Origin of the sequence: Collinsella sp. AF14-35 (assembly GCF_003464565.1) — a bacterium.
Classification (GTDB): domain Bacteria; phylum Actinomycetota; class Coriobacteriia; order Coriobacteriales; family Coriobacteriaceae; genus Collinsella.
Window position 1 is genome coordinate 54776 of sequence record NZ_QRZD01000005.1, and the last position, 19701, is coordinate 74476.

17 protein-coding genes and 1 tRNA gene are annotated in these 19701 nt (G+C 62.1%); 6 read left to right on the forward strand and 12 right to left on the reverse strand.

Annotation, left to right across the window (positions count from 1 at the left end; translation table 11 throughout):
- Positions 1-30: 30 nt before the first annotated feature.
- Both DWW12_RS02885 and DWW12_RS02890 read left to right on the forward strand, forming a co-directional pair.
- Positions 31-516 carry a CarD family transcriptional regulator gene (locus tag DWW12_RS02885; protein ID WP_089572030.1) on the forward strand — a complete coding sequence of 162 codons (486 nt, stop codon included), beginning with the start codon at positions 31-33 and terminating at the stop codon, positions 514-516.
- A gap of 116 nt (positions 517-632) precedes the next feature.
- Positions 633-1232 (forward strand): HD domain-containing protein, encoded by a 600-nt coding sequence (locus tag DWW12_RS02890; protein ID WP_117854899.1) that lies wholly within the window; start codon positions 633-635, stop codon positions 1230-1232.
- Between the two features lie 70 nt (positions 1233-1302).
- On the opposite strand, the gene DWW12_RS02895 is transcribed toward DWW12_RS02890, so the two are convergent.
- Positions 1303-2589, reverse strand: coding sequence for a glutamate-5-semialdehyde dehydrogenase (locus DWW12_RS02895; RefSeq protein WP_117583748.1), 1287 nt, complete (start codon positions 2587-2589; stop codon positions 1303-1305).
- A 112-nt stretch (positions 2590-2701) separates the two neighbouring features.
- Here DWW12_RS02895 and DWW12_RS02900 point away from each other — a divergent pair, with 112 nt between their 5' ends.
- The gene (locus DWW12_RS02900) at positions 2702-4120 is read left to right on the forward strand and encodes an alpha/beta fold hydrolase (RefSeq protein WP_117854900.1); all 1419 of its coding nucleotides are present in this window, start codon (positions 2702-2704) and stop codon (positions 4118-4120) included.
- A gap of 101 nt (positions 4121-4221) precedes the next feature.
- On the opposite strand, the gene proB is transcribed toward DWW12_RS02900, so the two are convergent.
- From proB to DWW12_RS02925, 5 genes are all read right to left on the reverse strand, one after another.
- Positions 4222-5349, reverse strand: a complete 1128-nt coding sequence (gene proB / locus DWW12_RS02905) for a glutamate 5-kinase (RefSeq protein WP_117583750.1) — start codon at positions 5347-5349, stop codon at positions 4222-4224.
- Positions 5350-5428: 79 nt separating this feature from the next.
- Positions 5429-6934 (reverse strand): nicotinate phosphoribosyltransferase, encoded by a 1506-nt coding sequence (locus tag DWW12_RS02910; protein ID WP_117854902.1) that lies wholly within the window; start codon positions 6932-6934, stop codon positions 5429-5431.
- 84 nt (positions 6935-7018) lie between these two features.
- Positions 7019-7459 carry a hypothetical protein gene (locus tag DWW12_RS02915; RefSeq protein ID WP_117854904.1) on the reverse strand — a complete coding sequence of 147 codons (441 nt, stop codon included), beginning with the start codon at positions 7457-7459 and terminating at the stop codon, positions 7019-7021.
- A gap of 64 nt (positions 7460-7523) precedes the next feature.
- Positions 7524-7596, reverse strand: a tRNA-Ala gene (locus tag DWW12_RS02920).
- Between the two features lie 151 nt (positions 7597-7747).
- Positions 7748-8686 (reverse strand): radical SAM protein, encoded by a 939-nt coding sequence (locus tag DWW12_RS02925; protein WP_117854905.1) that lies wholly within the window; start codon positions 8684-8686, stop codon positions 7748-7750.
- Positions 8687-9210: 524 nt separating this feature from the next.
- On the opposite strand from DWW12_RS02925, the gene DWW12_RS02930 reads away from it, so the two are divergent.
- Positions 9211-10410 (forward strand): MraY family glycosyltransferase, encoded by a 1200-nt coding sequence (locus DWW12_RS02930; protein WP_099431892.1) that lies wholly within the window; start codon positions 9211-9213, stop codon positions 10408-10410.
- Between the two features lie 161 nt (positions 10411-10571).
- The gene (gene trpS / locus DWW12_RS02935) at positions 10572-11621 is read left to right on the forward strand and encodes a tryptophan--tRNA ligase (protein ID WP_117635005.1); all 1050 of its coding nucleotides are present in this window, start codon (positions 10572-10574) and stop codon (positions 11619-11621) included.
- 326 nt (positions 11622-11947) lie between these two features.
- Here the strand turns inward: trpS and DWW12_RS02940 are convergent, their stop codons facing one another.
- The 5 genes from DWW12_RS02940 to pckA all read right to left on the reverse strand — a co-directional run bounded on the left by DWW12_RS02940 (position 11948) and on the right by pckA (position 16561).
- Positions 11948-12268: an MGMT family protein gene (locus DWW12_RS02940; RefSeq protein ID WP_117854907.1), complete on the reverse strand. Its 321-nt coding sequence runs from the start codon at positions 12266-12268 to the stop codon at positions 11948-11950.
- Between the two features lie 79 nt (positions 12269-12347).
- Positions 12348-13202 (reverse strand): DegV family protein, encoded by an 855-nt coding sequence (locus DWW12_RS02945; protein WP_117641033.1) that lies wholly within the window; start codon positions 13200-13202, stop codon positions 12348-12350.
- 119 nt (positions 13203-13321) lie between these two features.
- Positions 13322-13771 (reverse strand): MarR family winged helix-turn-helix transcriptional regulator, encoded by a 450-nt coding sequence (locus tag DWW12_RS02950; protein WP_117854908.1) that lies wholly within the window; start codon positions 13769-13771, stop codon positions 13322-13324.
- Positions 13772-13943: 172 nt separating this feature from the next.
- Entirely contained in the window at positions 13944-14663 is a 720-nt protein-coding gene (locus DWW12_RS02955) for a B3/4 domain-containing protein (protein ID WP_117641034.1), read from the reverse strand.
- Positions 14664-14890: 227 nt separating this feature from the next.
- Positions 14891-16561, reverse strand: coding sequence for a phosphoenolpyruvate carboxykinase (ATP) (gene pckA, locus DWW12_RS02960; protein WP_199570654.1), 1671 nt, complete (start codon positions 16559-16561; stop codon positions 14891-14893).
- A gap of 352 nt (positions 16562-16913) precedes the next feature.
- Here pckA and DWW12_RS02965 point away from each other — a divergent pair, with 352 nt between their 5' ends.
- Complete coding sequence (locus DWW12_RS02965; RefSeq protein ID WP_369832407.1) at positions 16914-18497, forward strand: lipopolysaccharide biosynthesis protein; 1584 nt, start codon at positions 16914-16916, stop codon at positions 18495-18497.
- Positions 18498-18692: 195 nt separating this feature from the next.
- Here DWW12_RS02965 and DWW12_RS02970 read toward each other — a convergent pair whose 3' ends face one another.
- Positions 18693-19532 carry a metallophosphoesterase gene (locus tag DWW12_RS02970; protein WP_117797871.1) on the reverse strand — a complete coding sequence of 280 codons (840 nt, stop codon included), beginning with the start codon at positions 19530-19532 and terminating at the stop codon, positions 18693-18695.
- Positions 19533-19701 lie beyond the last annotated feature (169 nt).

The following is a 19701-nucleotide window of genomic DNA, read 5'->3' on the forward strand; positions in this document are numbered from 1 at the left end:
ATACGTAAATTCGTATAAGTTGGAGGTAGCATGTTCTCAATCGGTCAACACGTCATTCATCCGGGTCAGGGAGTCTGCACCGTCGTCGGTTTTAGGGACGACACGCCGCAGCCCATGTTGTTGCTCGAGGCCAAGCAGGGGCATGCGCAGACGATCCTTATGTACCCCGTGGCGCAGGCCGACCGTCTGCATGCCGCCATCTCTCAGCAAGATGCCGAGCATCTGCTGAGCCACTATGACGAGCTGGAGTGCGACACCTTTACCGAGCGCAACAGCTCGCTTGAAGAGACACACTTTAAGCAGCAGCTCAAGCTGGGCGCGCCCGAGACGGTCCGCGTGGCAAAGACCATGATGCACCGCATTCGCCAGGCCGAGGAAGCCGATAAAAAGCCCAGCTCTTACTATATGCGTGTACTCAAGGAAGCCAAGCGCCGCTCCATCGAGGAGTTCGCCGTGGCATTGGGCGTCACCGAGGAGGCCGCCGAAGCCCGCCTAGCCCAAGCCGCCCTCAACTAACCCATCCGCGCCAAAAACCACCACAAAGGGGACAGGCACCTTTGTGGTGGTTTTTCGTTCTAGTCGTTCTAGTAGTATTCATTCTTAGCGATACCTGCGAGCACAAGGAGTCTCTTATGGCAGAGCCGCTTACCGCCGGAATCACCCGCGACCGCGCGTTCGAACTGCTCAACGAACACAACAAGGACCCGTTCCACATCACCCATGGCGAGACGGTCGAGGGCACTATGCGCTACTTTGCGCGCGAGTTCGACCCCGAGAACGAGGAGTTTTGGGGCATCGTCGGTCTGCTGCACGACCTGGATTGGGAGGAGCATGAGGACGACCCCATGAACCACACCATCTATGCTGCCGAGATTCTTGAGGGCGAAGGTGCGTCTCCCGAGCTCATTCGCGCCATCCAGACGCACACGTCGGACTTCAACACCTCGCTGCCCAAACCCGAGCTGCAGATGGAAAAGATCCTGTTTGCCTGCGATGAGCTCACCGGCCTGATCGGCGCTGCAGTCATCATGCGCCCGAGCAAGAGCGTTATGGACTTTACGACCAAGTCGCTCAAGAAGAAGTTCAAGGACAAGCGCTTTGCCGCCGGCTGCTCGCGCGACGTGATTTCGCAGGGCGCCGAGATGTTGGGCTGGGAGCTCCCCGAGCTCTTTGACCGCACCATAGCGGCCATGCAGTCCTTCGCCCCCGACCGCAATACCTTCCAGGCCTAACCGCCCACGCCACCTAAAACCGCCACAAAGGGGACAGGCACCTTTGTGGTGGTTTTTGTTTGCGCGGGCGTTAGGGGCGGACCTGGCCGGTGCCTCGGAGCTTGTATTTGTAGGTGGTGAGGGCCTCGGCGGCAAAGGGGCCACGGGCGTGGAGCTTTTGGGTCGAGATGCCGATCTCGGCGCCCAGGCCAAACTCGCCGCCGTCGGTAAAGCGCGTGCTGGCGTTGGCGTACACGGCCGAGGCATCGACCGCGTCCAGGAAGCGCTCGCAAGCATCCGTATCCTCGGCAACGATGGCCTCGGAGTGCATCGTGCCGTAGCGATTGATGTGTGCGATGGCCTCGTCCTCGTTTGCCACGACCTTCACGCTCATCTCGAGCGCCAGGTACTCGCGACCCCAGTCCTCCTCAGTCGCGGCGACGTAGTCATCGCCCTCCACAAAGCCGGCATCGGCGCACGCGGCGCACGTGGCCTCGTCGCCGTGAATGAGCACGCCGTGGTCGTGCAGCACGGCAACGACCGCAGGCAAAAACACATTGGCCACAGCATGGTCGACCAGCAGCGACTCGGCGGCATTGCACACGCCTACACGCTGGGTCTTGGCATTAACGATAATATTGAGCGCTTTATCGAAGTCGGCGGATTCATGCACGTAGATGTGGCAGTTACCCGTGCCCGTCTCGATCACCGGAACGAGCGACTCGCGCACGCAGCGCTGGATCAGGCCCGCACCGCCACGCGGAATGAGCACATCGACGACGCCGCGGAGCTTCATGAGCTCGCCGGTGGCCTCGCGGTCGGTAGACTCGATCATCGACACGGCCTCGCGCGGGAAGCCCTTGGCCTCGAGCGCATCGGCCAGCAGCTCAGAAATCATGGCACACGAGTGATAGGCCAGCGAGCCGCCGCGCAGAATGCAGGCGTTGCCGGTGCGGATGCAGATGCCCGCGGCGTCGGCCGTCACGTTGGGGCGCGCCTCGTACACCATGGCGACCAGGCCCAACGGCACGCTCACGCGGGTGAGGTCCACGCCGCTTGCGAGCACGCGGTGGTCGAGCACGCGGCCGACAGGATCGGGCAGCTCGGCGAGCTTCTCCAGGCCGGCGGCCATACCCTCGACGCGCTCGGGCGTCAGCAGCAGACGGTCGAGGAGCCCCGCCGAGGTCCCCGCATCGCGCGCGGCGGACATATCGAGCTCGTTGGCGGCGACGATGGAGTCGACACCGTTGCGCAGTGCTGCGGCCATGGCGCGCACGGCCTCCTGGCGCTGCTCGTCGCTCGCCGTGGCAAGCGAGGCCGACGCTGCCTTAGCGGCAACGGCAAGATCGTGGACATACGTGGCCATATCGACCGACATGGGCGGCCCTTTCTCCTAGAAGTTTGCAACCATGGTAGCCGATTTGCACATGGCCTCGCCCGCGGCGGTAGAATTGGTCAACCCGAAACACCGCAACGAACGGAAGACTCACATGGCCCTCATCACTTCGTACCACGTCCCCGGCCTGTATGTCGAGGACCACAGCATCGACGTCCCCCTCGACTGGCGCGGCCTGGAGCCGATGCTCCTGGCCGTCGGCAGCACCATGCGCCGCGGCGCTATACCGACACCCATCGCCGGCGCGCCCGAGAGCATCAAGCTCTTCTACCGTGTGGTTTGCGCACCCGACCGCATCAACGACGACCTGCCGCTCCTTCTCTTTTTGCAGGGTGGCCCCGGTGGCGAGAGCCCGCGTCCGCTGTCGCCCACAAGCGATGGCTGGATCGAAGAGGCCGTCAAGCATTTCCGCGTCGTGCTGCCCGACCAGCGCGGTACCGGGCGCAGCAGCTGTGTAGACGGGCGCACGATTGCCGCACTGGGCGAGCGCGCCGAGGCGGCAGGCTCCGATGCGGCCCGCTCGCAGGCGGACTTCCTCAAGCGTCACCTCGCCAGCTCCATCGTGCGCGATTTTGAGTACCTGCGCCTGGTGGGCTTTGGCGGCAAGCCCTGGGTCACACTCGGGCAGAGCTACGGCGGCTTTTTGACGTTGAGCTATCTGTCGCTCTTCCCCGAGGGCGTGGCGGCAAGCTTTACCTGCGGCGGCATTCCGCACGTGCCGGCGAGCGCCAGCGAGGTCTACGCGCACACCTTCCCGCGCATGGCCGCCAAGACGCAGCAGTATTACGACCGTTACCCCGCCGATGTCGAGCGCGTGGCAGCCCTGGCCGATGCGCTCGAGGCTCAGAAGCCCGTACTGCCCGACGGCTCGCCAATGACGGTCGAGCGCCTACAGCTCATGGGCAGCGACTTTGGCATGAAGCCGAGCTTTGAGCGCATGCATTGGATTATCGATCACGCGTTTGTTACAGGCGACGGTACGCTGAGCTGCGGCTCCTCGGTATCCGACAGCTTTTTGATGCGCGCCTTCGAGCGCACCAACACGCGCACGAATCCGCTGTACTGGACGCTGCAGGAGTTCATATACGCCGACGGTGGCACTATGCCCATTGGCTGGGCCGCAGCTGAAGAGAAGGCACACCACGCCGAGTTCGACACCCTCGCGCGCCCGCTCATGTTTACCGGCGAGGCCATGTTCCCGTGGATGTTCGAGCAGATGCCCGAGCTCAAGCCCTTCAAGCCCGCCATGGACCTGCTGATGGAAGACACCAGCTGGGACAAGATCTATGACCCGCAGCGCCTGGCCTGCAACGAGGTGCCGCTCCAGGCCGCGGTGTACTTCGATGACATGTACGTCGATTCGAGTCTGCAGCTCGACACGCTCAGCCGCGTGGGCAACTCGCACGCCTGGGTAACCAACGAGTTCGAGCACGACGGCCTGCACGGCAGTGTGGTATTCAAGCACCTCTTCGACGAGTCCCTCAACCGCGGAGACCTGCGCCGAATCTTCTAGCAAAGGAGTGTCCCCACCTGCCGGCACAATAGAAACGTCCCCAAGTGCCGGAAAAGGAGAGGCAGCACTGCTGGCAAAACGAGCCGCAGCGCTGCCTCTCTTTATGCAAACACTATCAAGTTGTCCCTATGGATTGCGGGCTTCTCGGCTAGGTCTGCCAGTAGACGGTTGCCGGCAATCTGGTCCTGGCGGCGGCCGGCGGCAAGCTCCAGCACGTCCGAATCGGCCTCAGCGATACCGCGGGCGACAACCATGCCGCTCGGGTCGCACACGTCGAGCACATCGCCCTCGGCAAACTGGCCATCGACCTCGCGAATACCCACCGCGAGCAGCGACGATCCGCGGCTGACCAGCGCCTTCGCGGCGCCGTCATCGACCGTCACCGAGCCGTGCGCCTTGTCGCCCAGTGCAATCCACAACTTGCGCGGCGCAATGTCCAGGCGCTCCGCCGGCGGATCGAACAGCGTACCCACGCTCTCGCCGCGGGCCAGACGCACGAGCGCATCGGGCTCCTCGCCCGAGCAAATCACGCTTTGAATGCCCGCCGTCATGAGAATGCGGCTCGCGCGAATCTTGGTGATCATGCCGCCCGTACCCACCGATGTGGAAGAATCGCCCGCCGAGGCGATAATCTTGGCATCGATCTTATGCACGACCGGGATAAACTCGGCCGTCGGATCCTCATGCGGATTGGCGGTGTAGAGGCCATCGATGTCCGAGAGCGTCACGCACAGATCGGCAGAAACCAGGCAGCTCACAAGCGCCGCCAGCGTGTCGTTGTCGCCAAACTTGATCTCATCGACGGTGACGGTATCGTTCTCGTTGACGACCGGCACCACGCCGAGCTCCACCAGGCGAAGCAGGGCGTCGCGCGCGTGCAGGTAGGACGTGCGGCGCGCCGTGTCGTGACGCGTGAGCAGCACGAGCGAGGTGAGCAGGTCGCGCGCATGGAACTCCTCGTCGTAGGCCGACGAGATGATGCACTGACCGGCCGAGGCGCAGGCCTGCAGGCTCGGCAGGTCGCCGACCGGCTTACGGTCGAAGCCCAGCACGGGATAGCCGCAGGCAATGGCGCCCGAGCTCACCACGATCAGGCGCCAGCCAAGCTCGCGCAGCGCTGCGGCCTGGTCGGCAAGCCCGCCGATAAAGGCGCGGTTGACCTTGCCGTCGGCGCCCACCACCGTGGACGAACCGATCTTTACCACCATCGTTTTATAAGAAGTCGTCATACGTCAAACCAATCAACTGTTCAGCGAACGGCCGAGCCGGCGGCCAGGGAAGCGTGACTCGCCCCTACCGCCCAAGGAATTAGTGAGCCCAGGGAAAGGCAGAGGCCGCGGCCATGTTCTTACGCACGAGCTCGTCGCGCACCTGAGCCAGGCCCTGCTCCATACCCACCACATAGGTCTGCGGGTACAGGAAGCGCTTGAAAGCTGCGTCCAGATGGTCGAGCGCCCAAGCACAGCGCTCGCGCGCGTCCTGGATGCTCTCACGCGGAGCCACCGCACTGCCATCGCGCACGATCGGCACCAGCAGCTCGCGATACTCGAGTTCGGACACGTCGGTCACCAGGGCGGCATCGTTCACGGCCACAAGGGTATTGCCGCGCGCGGCGCCCTCCCCCGCCAGATGGTCCTCGTCGTAGATCATGTCGCAGACCGGGCCGCCAAAGCCGTCGTAATAACGGCGCACGCGTTGCACACCCGGGATCGTGCGCTTGTATGGCTGCTCAGAGAGCTTGACCACCGGCGTCCATGGAACTGCCTCGCTCGCACGGCGGGCGGAAAGCTTGTACACGCCGCCCAGCGCCGGCTGGTCATAGCAGGTCGCAAGCTTGGTACCCACGCCAAAGCTGTCGATGGGCGCGCCCTGGTCGAGCAGCGACTGAATCGTGTACTCATCCAAATCGTTAGAAACCGAGATCCCCACATAGGGCAGGCCCTCGGCATCAAAACGGCCGCGCACATACTTAGAGAGCTTGGCGAGGTCGCCGGAGTCGATGCGAATGGCCGACAGGCGCTCGCCCACCGCTTCCATCTCCTTGGCAACCGTAATGGCATGTTCACAGCCCTCGCGCACGTCATAGGTGTCGATGAGCAGCGTACAGTTCTTGGGGCTCGACTTGGCAAAGGCGCGGAAGGCCTCGAGCTCGGAATCGAAGCTCATCACCCAGCTGTGCGCATGCGTGCCAAAGACGGGAATACCGTAGCGGCGGCCGGCGAGCACATTGGACGTAGAGGAGCAGCCGGCAACGTAGCTCGCGCGCGCGACGGCCAAGCCGCCATCGGGACCCTGAGCGCGGCGCAGGCCAAACTCGGCAACGGGACGGCCGTCCGCCGCCAGCACCACGCGCGCCGTCTTGGTGGCGACAAGCGTCTGGAACCCAACGATGTTGAGCAGCGCCGTCTCAAGCAGCTGGCACTCCAGCGCGGGGCCGGTGACGCGAACCATGGGCTCGCGCGGAAAGACGAGCTCGCCCTCGGGCACGGCGTCGATGTTTACATGCGCACGAAAATCGCGCAGGTAGTCGAGGAATCCAGGCTTGAACATCGCGCCGCCGGCCGGGGCCTGGAGCGAGGCGAGGTAGTCGATGTCCTCGGGCGTAAAGCGCAGATTCTCGACCAGCTCGGGCAGTTCGGCGGTGCCGCACATGACGGCATAGGCGCTGCCAAAAGGATGGTCGCGGTAAAACGCGGTAAAACAACCCTGCTCATTGGCCTTGCCGCTCTCCCACAGGCCCTGGGCCATAGTGAGCTCGTACAGATCGGTGAGCATTGCAATGTCGGTGGGATGCGAGATGTCGGTCAAAGCCATGGGGCGACCTTTCGGATGCGTTGTGCAGAGGTTGAGGGTTGGAAAAGGGCAGAGTGTTCGGGCATGGCACCCAGCGCGAATGGGCTAGAGCAGGCCCATGCTGGTCAGGATCGTGTAGCCCATAAAGATGACAAACGCGATGAGGGCAAGGACAATGATGATTTTTTGAGCCGGAGCCATGCCGGGGATCTCATTCTCGCCCGTAGGCTCCTTGGAAGTGACCATGCGCTGGGCAAAGGTCATCTCGTCACGGCTCGGCATGGGCTCGGCCGGCTTGGGATGAGCCACCTTTTTAGGCTGAGGCTTGGGCGCGGAAGGCGCAGGCTTCGCGGCGGCGGGCTTGGGCGCGGGCGCGGCGTTCGCGGCGGCCTCCTCGGCCTTCGCGCGCTCGGCACGCAGGGCAGCCAGCTCCTCACGCTCGCGACGAGCCTCTTCCTGAGCCTCGCGGCGGGCCTTCTCGGCGCGGAGCTCTTCCAGCTCGGCGCGCTCCTCGTCAGACAATGGTTGGGACTCAAGCTCGGCCATGGTGCAGCCCTTTCTTTTAAAAAAAGCCGCCGACACAATGTCAGCGGCTTATCAAATCCAAGGGTGGAGACGAAGGGAGTCGAACCCTCGGCCTCTGCCATGCGACGGCAGCGCTCTCCCAACTGAGCTACGTCCCCAGGACAAGTTGTTATTTTACCTACGGCTCGCCAGCTGTCAACGCCCAATAACCAGTCTTTTTGGGACGGGACCATTTTGTCTACTTTTCGAGCAGGCAATCCCCTCGATGATTTTTTAATCCCCGTCCCAGAAAAATCATCGGCGAATGCGCTACTTTGCGCTGGTGAGGACGCCGGTAGTGTCGAACGCCGGGGTAAAGCTCTCGTCTACCGCGCCGCCCTCTTGCCAGAACATCGTCGTAAAGCCCAGGTCGTCGGCATGGTCGAGCACCTGCTCGTATTCCTCGCGCGTCACGGCACGCGCCAGGTCGCCGCCCTGCTCGCGCATGAGCGCATTAGGCGTGTACTGGTTCATGACCGAGATCGGCACATCGCCCACCGTCTGCCACACCAGGTCCAGCACACGGCACGAATCGTCTGCACGTCCCGGCAACACCAGGTGGCGCACGATCATGCCGCGCTTCATGAGCCCGTCCTCGTCCACCAGCTCTCCCCCGCGGCGCTCAATCTCGCGCGCCATCTGAGCCAGGCCCGACACGGCCACACGCGGGTAGTCCTGAATATGAGACAGTGACTGCGCAAGCGCCGCATCGGCATATTTAAAGTCCGTAAGCCACACGTCGACCAGGTCGCCCAGCGCCGCCACGGCACTCGCGCGCTCGTAACCACTCGTGTTGTAGACAATTGGGATGACCAACCCGCGCGTCCGTGCCGCGGCAATCGCGGCAGGCAACAGGTGCGCATAGTGCGTCGCCGTCACCAGGTTGATGTTATTGGCGCTCTGGTCCTGCAGCTCCAGCATAATCTCGACCAAACGCTCGGGCGAAATCTCAAGACCGAAATTGCCCGTCGAGATCTCGTGGTTTTGGCAGTAGATACATTTGAGCGAACAGCCGCTAAAGAAAATCGTACCCGAGCCGGCCTCGCCCGAAATGGGCGGCTCCTCCCACATATGGAGCGCCGCGCGGGCGACCTTAAGCGTGTTGTCGGCGCCGCACACGCCACGCGCGCCCTCGTCGCGCGCCGCACCGCAACGGCGCGGACACAAATGGCAGGCGGGCGAAAAAAGTTCGGTCAACGACGTCGGCATAAAAACATGCTCCAAAACAATGATTCAGCAGCTCAAACGTAAAGGGACCAACCGCACAGACGGCTCGAGCCCAAGGCGCCGTAATCGTCCGACACGATTTTTATAATGTCAAGACTGGAATCGACAAAGTGTCGCTTTATGATGTAGGTATTCCGCCCCCCGCGGAGCAACTGGGTGAACCGTCGCGTTTATTTAGGGAGCCCACACAGTCGTACCTAGTACAGGTATCCTTCGTTGTTAAGGACGCTGGAACAGTCGATGAGGGCACCCACCTGTTTTAGGTGGGTTCATTTTCGTAACGTGGGGGGTGGTTTTCATTTGCCGAAAACCACCATTACAGCCCATATGGATCCCCGCCGGCATCCCGACAAACTATCGACAATACCCTAATATCTGGTAAGCGCGTGATTATCGCTGCGTGCAATTCCATGCACCCCCCTTGGTCGAGTATCATGGTTCGGCTATGCCCTTTGCGCTTAGCAACCTTTGACCTTTTCCTTCGACGCTTGGCGGTTTTTAGATTCATGGCTTCATCCCCGAGCTACATACCGTATCTATGCGTGGCAGCGGCGGCCTTTATCACGACCTTCCTCACGGTGCCCCTGGTCAAGCGCCTGGCAATTAAGCTCGACGCCGTCGACTATCCTTCTAAGCGCCGCATCAACACCAAGCCCATCCCGCGTTTGGGCGGAACGGCGGTGTTTTTGGGCCTGGTCGTTGCCTGTATTGTGCAAATCCTAGGCACCTGGTACCTGGGTTGGCCGCCCGTTTTGGTGCCCCACCCCCGTCTGCACATCAGCTACCCCATACTTGCGCTTTCTTTTACCGTCATCTTTGCGACCGGCGCTATCGACGACGTCTTCCAGCTCAAGCCCAAGCAAAAGCTAGCCGGACAGGTCCTCGCCGCGCTCATCGCCTGCGTGGGCGGCCTGCGCATCGGCGTCATCGTCAACCCGTTTGCCCCCGGCGAGATCATGCTCGGATGGCTCGCCTACCCCATCACCGTGATCTATCTGGTGGCATTCACCAACATCATTAACCTCATCGACGGCCTCGACGGCTTAGCCACGGGCATCTGCGGCATCGCGTCGTTCACCATGTTTTCGATGGCCGTTCTCTCGGGCCGCATCGACGCCGCCGCGCTCTCCATTGCGCTCTTTGGCGCCTGTCTGGCCTTTTTGCGCTACAACTTCAACCCCGCAAGCATCTTCTTGGGCGACTCGGGGTCGCTGCTTCTGGGCTTTGCGCTGGGCTCCATCTCGCTACTCAACGTGAGCCGCACCGCCGCGCTCACCTCGCTTATCATCCCGCTCATCGTTGCCGGCGTGCCCATCATCGACACGTTTAGCGCCATCGTGCGCCGCAAGCGCGCCCACATTAGCATCGGGCAGGCCGACAAGGGCCACATCCACCACCGCCTGATCCAAGAGGGCTACAACCAAAAGCAGGCTGTGCTGCTCATCTATGCCTGGTGCATTATGCTTTCGGCCGGCGCCGCCGCGATCAACCAGGTCGAGGTGCCCATGCGCGTGCTCATCTTTACCGTGCTCGCCATTGGCTCGGCGGCCTTTGCCAAGCATCTACATCTGTTTGAGCCCGTGCTGCGCCACCATTACAACAAGCGCACGCACGAGGATGAGCTCGTCACCCCCGACGACCCCGCCTTTAAGCAGGAGGAGCAGGCAGCCGAGGAACGTAAGGAAGAGCGCCACCACAGGCGCTAGGGTAAGCTGCCGAGGATGCGCCCAGGCGCCGCCGGCCAAACGCGCAGCCACGCCGCGCCCATCGCACATGCCGCCGCTCTCCCGCCCCTCGCCTACTTACGACCCGCCCCTCCAATAAACGCGTTATCATCTTGACCCATGAACATACGTTAGGAGCAATCATGCCAAACGAGAACAGCTACGAAGTCGCGCTGCAAAAGAGCAACGCCATTCGCGAGGGCCTGGCCAAGACGCCCGACAAGTTCACCATGCTCACCGGCGACCGCCCCACCGGCCGTCTGCATCTGGGTCACTACTTTGGCACCCTTAAGGGCCGTGTTGAGCTGCAGAACATGGGCGCCAAGACCAACGTGCTCATCGCCGACTACCAGGTCATCACTGACCGCGACACGACCGAGCACATCCAGGACAACGTGTACAACATGGTCATGGACTACCTTGCCTGTGGCATCGACCCCGACAAGACCATGATCTACGCGCACTCCGCCGTGCCCGCCGCCAACCAGCTCATGCTGCCGTTCCTGTCGCTGGTCTCCGAGGCCGAGCTGGCGCGCAACCCCACGGTCAAGGCCGAGATGGAGGCCTCGGGCCACGAGCTCACCGGCCTTCTGCTCACCTACCCGGTGCACCAGGCCTGCGACATCCTGTTCTGCAAGGGCAATGTGGTGCCCGTCGGTCGCGACCAGCTGCCGCACATCGAGCTCACCCGCACCATCGCCCGCCGCTTTAACAACCGCTACGGCAAGGTGTTCCCCGAGGTCGACGCGCTGCTGTCCGAGACCCCGCTGCTGCCCGGCCTGGACGGTCGCAAGATGAGCAAGAGCTACGGCAACGCCATCAACATCTCGATGACCGCCGAGGAGACGGCCAAGCGCATCAAGAAGAGCCAGACCGATTCTGAGCGCATGATCACGTTCGATCCCGAGAACCGCCCCGGCGTGTCCGGTCTGCTTTCGACGGCCGCCATCTGCACCGGCCGTTCCGAAGTCGAGATTGCCGAGGAGATTGGCATGGGCGGCTCCGGCCAGCTCAAGAAGTACGTGACCGAGGCCGTCAACGAGTACTTCGCGCCGATCCGCGAGCGTCGCCAGCGCTATGAGAACGATCTGGACTATGTGAAGGACGTGCTGCACGAGGGCAACCGTCGCGCCAACGAGATTGCCGAGCAGACCCTGGCCGAGGTTCAGGACGCCATGGGCATGGTGTACTAGGCAAAGCGCCTTCGCACAACATAGACGGTGAGGCTAAATCCTCACCGAAACAGGAACAGGCCCGCTGGCAGATAGTTGCCAGCGGGCCTGTTCCCGAAGTACACCGTTGAATCGCACAGAGGGGAGGAATGCGAATCAAACTCAACAGGGCAGGCTTTTTCATCGCCTATTGCCTGCTCCGTTGCTGAAAACAATATAGTTCACCGTGGTTTACTTTGCTGCGACAAACCGCGCCGCCACACCTTCTCCATAAGTTAACTCAGGTAAACTAAAACCACCACAAAGGGAACAGGCACCTTTGTGGTGGTTTTGACACGAACGAGCCGCTAGAGCCCTGCTGGCCAGCGACAGACGGCCAAGTCGACGTGCATGTCGTCCTTAAACGCCACACCCTCCCCTAGCAAAAGCTCACGTTGAGCATCGGGACCGCCAAAAGCAAAACCCTCGCAAATGCGGCCATCGGCAAACACCACGCGGTGACAGGTAATCTCGCCGGGGCGTGGATTGCCATGCAGCGCATAGCCCATATAGCGCGCGCTTCGTGGACGACCGGCGAGCAGCGCCACCTGACCGTACGTGGCGACCATCCCCTCGGGAATCTGCTCGACCACCTCGTACACCCGCTCAAAAAAGCCCTCAGACGCCATTGCTCGCTCCCTTCCACCCGGAATAGCATAAACCACCACAAAGGTGCCCGTCCCCTTTGTGGTGGTTTTGGCAGGTGGGCTAGTTAACGGGCTGGAAGAAGGCTACGGCTACGGCGCCGGGGCCTACATGGGTGCCGATGGTGGCGCCGATGGTGTGAACGGGCAGTTCGCCCTCGGTGTGGCCAGCCCACAGTGCCGCGCTGTCCTCGATATACTTCTTGAGCACCGCATCCGAAAGGCCCGTATAGCCGAGCGCCAACGGCATGGAAAAGTCGATGCCGCCCGCCTTTTCGACCTTCTGGTTGAGCAGGTTACGTCCGTTCTTGGAACCGCGCGCCTTGCCCAGCTGCACGATCAGACCGTCCTCGGCAGCCACCACGGGCTTTACGTTGAGCAGCGTACCCACGGCACCGGCCGCAGCAGACAGGCGACCGCCGCGCACCAGGTACTCCAACGTCTCGAGCAGGCCGATGACGACCACGCGGTCGCGCACGGCCTCGACAGCCGCCGCAACCTGAGCCGCGCCCTGGCCCTCGTCCACCAGGCGCAACGCATACTCGACCAGCACGCGCTCGCCCAAGGTCACGTTATTGCTGTCCACGACGAACATGTCGCCGCCCGGCGCCTCGGCAAGTGCCGTACGAGCACTCTGGTTGGTGCCCGAGAGCTTGGCACCCACGGTAATAATCACGGCCTCATCGCCGGCCTCACGCGCTTCGGCAATCGCCTGCGAAAAGGCGTACGGGTTGACCTGACCGGTCTTGGGCAGTTCATCGCGCTCCACAAGCATCTCGTAAAAGCGCTGGTGATCGATGTCGACGCCATCCATATACACATCGGTGCCAAAGGTGACGGACAGCGGCAGAACACGCAGAGCGGGGTGCTCCGCCGGCGACATATCGCTTGCGGAATCGGTAATAATGCGGACGGACATAACGAATCCTTTCTTGCGCAGGTCTCGCGCAGGGAATTTTGACAGCAATGTCCCGGCACGGCGTACGCGCTCAAACGGGACGATGCAGTTCTTGGCTGAAAGCTAGCGCCAGCGCGGCTCTAGATCTCGCGCAGGGTGTTGAGGATCGTGCGCAGCGATGCATACATCTGCTCGCGCTGCTCCACGCCCATGGCCTTGCCGGTGGTATCGAGCACCTCGCGAATGATGCGATCGGCCTCGCTCATGCTCTCGCCGCCCAGGGCAGTCAGGCGCACCGGAGCACGATACTTGACGGCCGCATCACCCGAGTCGTCAACCTCGACGTAGCCGCCCTCCTCCAGATGTGCCAGTGTGCGCGAAACGGCGGCACGGGTAACGCCGGCCATGCGGGCGAGGTCGGCGCCAGTCAGGCCTTCCTTGCTGCGCTCAAGATAGTACAGGCACATAACGTCGGAGCCCTTGAGGCCCAGCCTTGCGCCTTCGGACGTCTTGATACGCTGAATCTCCTTGTAGAGGCCGCTGATCAGTCCGACAAAGTCCTCAAAACGTGTCTCGTCGTTCTGCTGCATGGTGACGACCGCCTTTCGCTTACATGATGCTAACGGGTAAACATCTTAGCCGCACAAGGCAACACCCGTACCCAAATATCCCATTTGTTAACCCATCAACATAAAAACCACCACAAAGGGGACAGGCACCTTTGTGGTGGTTTGGGGCATCGAGTTTGATCCGCAGACTTCGCTACAGCCCCACGCAAGGATTGTCGCGGGTCACAAGCGTTTTAACGACAACCGTCGCTCCCAGATAGCGCTCGAGCAGCTCGGCTAAGCGATCGATCGCGGCCTGGCAATCCCCCATCCGCTCGGGCTCCACGCACTCAATCGCCAGGAAAGCATCGGCCGAATCATCGGACAACGCCGTTCGAACGCCATCGCGCCAGTTCCAGCAGCGGCATACGGCGCCCGCATCATCGATGTAGGCGAGCTCGCCGGGCAGCGTCGGGTCATCTGTCTCCTCGCCAAGCGGCAGAAATGAATCGCCACCGTCGGTCACCTTCAGGCAAAGGTCTCCCTCAATCGCGTGCAAATCCTCGCCGCCTACGGGCAGCGCGTAGGACAGCGACACCGTGTTGTAGATGTCCACCGCGGGCGTAATGTGGCCCACCGGCTTTCCTTTGAGCACGCGCTTGAGCAGGTTCTCAATTGAGCAACGCGCGCCCTTCTTGGTCTTGAATAGGCGATATGCCTCGCGCCATGCCTTAACCGGCGCATTCTCGCTGATGGTATCACTCGTCAGGTGACGCTCCGCATCGATATTGGCGCGGTCGAGCAACGCGGCAATCGCATCAACGTCCTCTTGAGGAATCTGAGCCGCGGGCTTCATGCCCTTTACGACCACAACACCGACAGCCGCCTGCGGAAATAGCTCCCAAAACGAATCCTCGGCAACGAAACTCTTCATGTGCTCTCCCTTCATAGCATGCGCCCGAGCCCGGGTGCCTAAACAAAAAGCGCCCTTACGACGGCCACCTTCAAAGTCCTACGGTGCCGCCACAAGAGCGCTTACGCTGCCCCCATCCGGAGAAGGGGGCGATATGTCAGGCGTATTGTAACCCGAGTCATTCGCCCAAGCAAAACCGCCACAAAGGTGCCTGTCCCCTTTGTGGCGGATATGGACTCGCGGCGACGCTAGTGTCGGAGTCCCAGCAGGCCGCGGCCGCGATGACGGGCGTCGGCGTGCACCTGAGCGTGCGGACCGGCGGCCTTCACGGACTCGGGCAGGTGCGAGTACTTCTTCTCGAAGTTCTCCTCGAACATCACGGCCAAGTTGTGCGCCGCCTCGTCGTAGCGCGCGGTGCTCTGCCAGTACTGGCGCGGCACCAGGATGCCGTCGGGCACGCCGTGGCACGTGGTGGGAATGTCAACGTTAAAGATATCGTCATGCACGAATTCGCTGTCCTCGATGGTACCGTCGAGGGCGCGGGCCACCAGGGCGCGCGTGTAGGCAAGCTCGATGCGATGGCCCACGCCGTAGCCGCCGCCAATCCAGCCGGTGTTGACCAGGTACACACGCGTGCGGCCGTCGGCGATGCGCTCACCGAGCATCTTGGCATAGACCATGGGGTCGAGCGGCATAAACGGCTCGCCAAACAGCGAAGAGAACGTGGGCGTGGGCTCGGTGACGCCGACCTCGGTGCCGGGGATCTTGGCCGTAAAGCCCGTCACAAAGTGATACATGGCGGCGTCGGCCGTCAGGCGCGAGATGGGCGGCAGCACGCCAAAGGCGTCGCAGGTCAAAAACAGCACGACGCTCGGAGTGGTGCCCATGCCCTTGGTCCACGCGTTGGGAATGTGCTCCACAGGGTAGGCCACGCGCGTGTTGTGCGTGACCGAGACGTCATCGTAGTTGGGCTTGCGGCTCTCGTCGAGCACCACGTTTTCGCAGATCGCGCCAAAGCGGACGGCGTTGAAGATCTCAGGCTCGTGGAACGCGTCCAGGCCCTCGCATTTGGCGTAGCAGCCACCCTCGATGTTGAAGATGCCCATGTCGGACCAACCGTGCTCGTCGTCGCCGATCAGCAGCCGCGTGGGGTTGGCCGAAAGCGTGGTCTTGCCGGTGCCCGACAGGCCAAAGAACACCGCGGTCTCGTGCGTGACGGGATCCATACTGGCCGAGCAATGCATGGGCAGCACGTCGTCCTCGACGGGCAGCAGGTAATTCATGACGCTGAAGATGGACTTTTTGATCTCGCCGGAGTAGCCGGTACCCGCGACCAAAATCACGCGCTCCTGGAAGTTGATGACCACGGCGGCGCTGGAGTTGAGGCCCTTGATGGCGGGATCGCACTGGTAGCCCGGCGCGGCGAGCACACAGAAGTCCGGCTCGCCGGTGCGCGCGATTTCGCGGGCAAGCGGGCGGGCGAGCATCTGCTTAATAAAGAGCGCCTGGCTGGCACGCTCGCAGGCGACAAGCAGACGACGCGTATGGTTGCGGTCGGCACCGGCCATACCGCGAGTGACGAACACGTCGCGCTCGTTGAGATAGTCGACGATGCCGGCCTTGATGGCCTCGTAGCTCTCGACAGACAGCGAGCGGTTGACGGCACCCCAGGCAATCTTGTCGTGAACATCGGGGGTGTCAACGATAAAGCGGTCATTAGGCGAGCGGCCAGTGCGCTCCCCCGTCTCGATCACCAGCGCGCCGTTGGAGGCCATACGACCTTCGTTGCGACGGATGGCGTGCTCGACGAGCTCGGCTGCCGGCAGGTCGACCAGCAGGCGGGGCTGGTTCTCGGCAGGATCTTCGACCAGCGTAATGCCAAAGTTGGACAGAACTTCTGCAGGGGTAACACCTGGCATGGGGCCTCCTTTAAAAGCGCGACACGTGGACGAGGCGCGCACTTTACTCACGTAAAGCCCGTTGTACCCGATATGCAAAAACGTTTTTGCGGCAACGGCGAAGCGCCCGCCCAACGGTCAAAAATCGCACGCAAGCGGCCTAGTCGTTAGGGACACTCTTGAACAGGCAACAACCAAGGAGTGTCCCCGGATGCCGGCACTTAGGGACGTTCCCAAAGTGCCGGCACATAAGGAACGTCCCCAAATGCCGTCTACTGAATGGCGCCGCCGAAATTATCGAACAACCTGTTCAAAAACACGAACGAACACCGTCGCGTCTATACTAGAGCGCAGCAATAGAAAGGACTCCGCTTTGAGCATCACGCCCATCGATAGCATTCGCCGCGCCATCGCCCGCCGCAATGGCGTCACCGACCCCACCGTATCGGGCAGCGGCACCGCAAGGGCCCAGGGCGGACGCATCGAGAACGGCCTGTTCCCCGCCTCCCACACGGCCGAAGAGCTCGCGCGCATCCAGGAGCTGAGCCAGCGCAACGCCGGCGGCCCCGACAGCAGCCAGGCCACACGCCGTCGCCGGCGCGAACGCGATCGGGAGCCCGGCCCCGTCCGCCGCATGGTCAACGCTTGGTGGAACCGCCTGCTCGGAGCCGTCTACGGCGGCGGCTTCTCCACACAAGAAGCCGAGTACGAAGATCACGCCACCCGTCGCGACTACCTTTGGAATACCCTGGGCACCGCCGTGTGGGGCATGGTGTTTCCGTTGCTCACCATCGTGTCTACGCAGCTCGTGGGCGCCGAAGAGGCTGGCAAATTCTCCATCGCCTTTGTCACCGGCACGCTCATAATGATCGCGTGCAACTACGGCGTGCGCAATTTCCAGGTCTCGGACATCGACGAAAAGACGTCCTTTGCCTCTTACCAGCTCAACCGCTGGATCTGCGGAGCGCTCGCGCTGGCATGCGGCCTGGTATACAGCAGCGCCCGCGGCTACGATGCGCAGATGGCCACAATCGGCCTGGGCGTCTACCTGTATAAGGCGATCGACGGCATTGCCGACGTGTACGAGGGCCGCCTGCAGCAGGCCGACAAACTCTACCTGGCCGGCATGAGCCAAACGCTACGATCCGTCGGCGTCATCGCGGTCTTTAGCGTGGCACTGTTCCTCACGCGCAGCATGCCCATCGCCGCCATGGCCATGGGTGTCACCGCCATCGCCTCGCTCGTGCTGGTCACCGCGCCGCTCGCCCTGCTCGAAACCGAAAAATCGCGCCGCGTGAGCCTGCGCGAGGTCGGTCACCTGTTTATCCAGTGCGCCCCGCTTTTTGGCGCGCTGTTCCTGTTCAACCTTATCGAGAGCATGCCCAAGTTCGTGATGGAAGGCACGCTGGCCTACAAGTATCAGCTGTACTTTAATGCCCTGTTCTTTCCAGCGCAGGCCATTTTGCTGAGCATTGGATTTATCTATAAACCGCAGCTCCTGCGCTTGTCGAGCATTTGGGCTAATCCTCGCAAGCGTCGTCGCTTTGACCTGATTATTGTTGCCGTTATGGCGCTGATCGTGGTCATCACCGGCGTGTGCGCCGCATTTATGGCAGGTCCCGGTATTCCCCTCATGAGCTTTATGTACGGCCTCAGCTTTGAACGCTACCGTACGCTGGCGCTGCTGATGGTCGTCGCCGGCGGCGTCACCGCGGCCATCGACTTTATCTACGCCATCATCACGGTGCTGCGCCACGCTGGAGACGTCACCAAGATCTACCTGATCTGCTTCGCCGTAAGCGTGGTGCTGCCGGTGATCCTGATTAAGCTACTGGGTCTGATGGGCGCTGTGGTGAGCTACCTAGCCATCATGGCCCTACTCCTGGTGCTGCTGATTATCGAATACGCCCACATCCGCCAACGCATCGAGCGCGACCGCAACCCCTACGGCGCCTAATTCGAATCAATTTGAAGAAAAGAAACGTCGATGTTTTGGCACCGACAGCGAGCAGTCTCGAAGTGCCCCAGGTTGGCGCGAAGGAGGAGCGACGCGTACTTCTGTACGCGAGCGACGGTTTGAGCGACAAGGTGGGGTGCTTCGGGGCTGCGCAGCGTCAACGTGACCGCCGTTCGGTAGAACGGCGGAACAAGGTTATTCTCCAGGGTTGATGTTCGCATAGAACTCCGCCCCGTCGTCCAGACGCAGGATACCGACGCGACCGAACTCGGAGCCGGTGGCGGCAGCGCAGTCGATGTCGATGCGATCGGGCACACCGGCGGCATCCTCGCCGCCCAGGCGCACGATCTGCCCGCGGCCCGACTCCTCATCGAGCCCCGCAAGACCACCGACCTCGCAATAACGCCCGAGCGACACCGTTGGCGTGTGACCGCTCACCACGACCGGACCCTTGCCCTCGGCAGAAAGCAGCCCGGTCGGCGCATCCCAATAGCCGTGACGAATCCACAGCAGGTCATCGGCCGACTGCACCGCGAGCATCTGCTGCAGCAGCTCGCGATCGGCACCCACCGCTCCAACGCCATCGGCACAATCGACGCCATGCTCAAGCAAAAACGCGCGCGCCGCCTTCATCTCGATTCCAGCATGTACCAGCAGATACGGGCGCTCCTCGGTCTCGGCCACCGCGTAGAGCGGCAGCGCGGCCATCCATCGCACGAGCTCCTCGTATGCGTCAAATTCCATGTCGTTGAGCTGCTCGCGCGTCGTCCAGCCACCGTTGATATCCCAGGTCTCGGCATCGAGCGGATCCTGGCCAATGATGGCATCGAGCATGATCTGCTCGTGATTACCCTTGAGCACGCGGGCGTTGGGCAGCGAGCGCACGAGCTTAATAACGCCGACCGGATCGGGCCCGCGATCGATCATGTCGCCCAACACGTACAGCGTGTCGTCGGACGTCAACGAAATCTTGGACAGGGCCTCGTCAAGCGCACGCACGTGCCCGTGAGCATCAGATGTCACATAGATCGCCATGGTACGCCTCTCCTTGCATTGCGGCCAAAGCCCGGCGCCGCAACTAAAACTTCAAGTTGAACTTAAACGTTACCCATTGTACTCCGTTGCAATAAAGCTGGAAAGGGTTTCCGAGCAGAGGCAAAGACGGCAGCCGTCTATGACGATATCGCGCACGCCCGCAATCCAA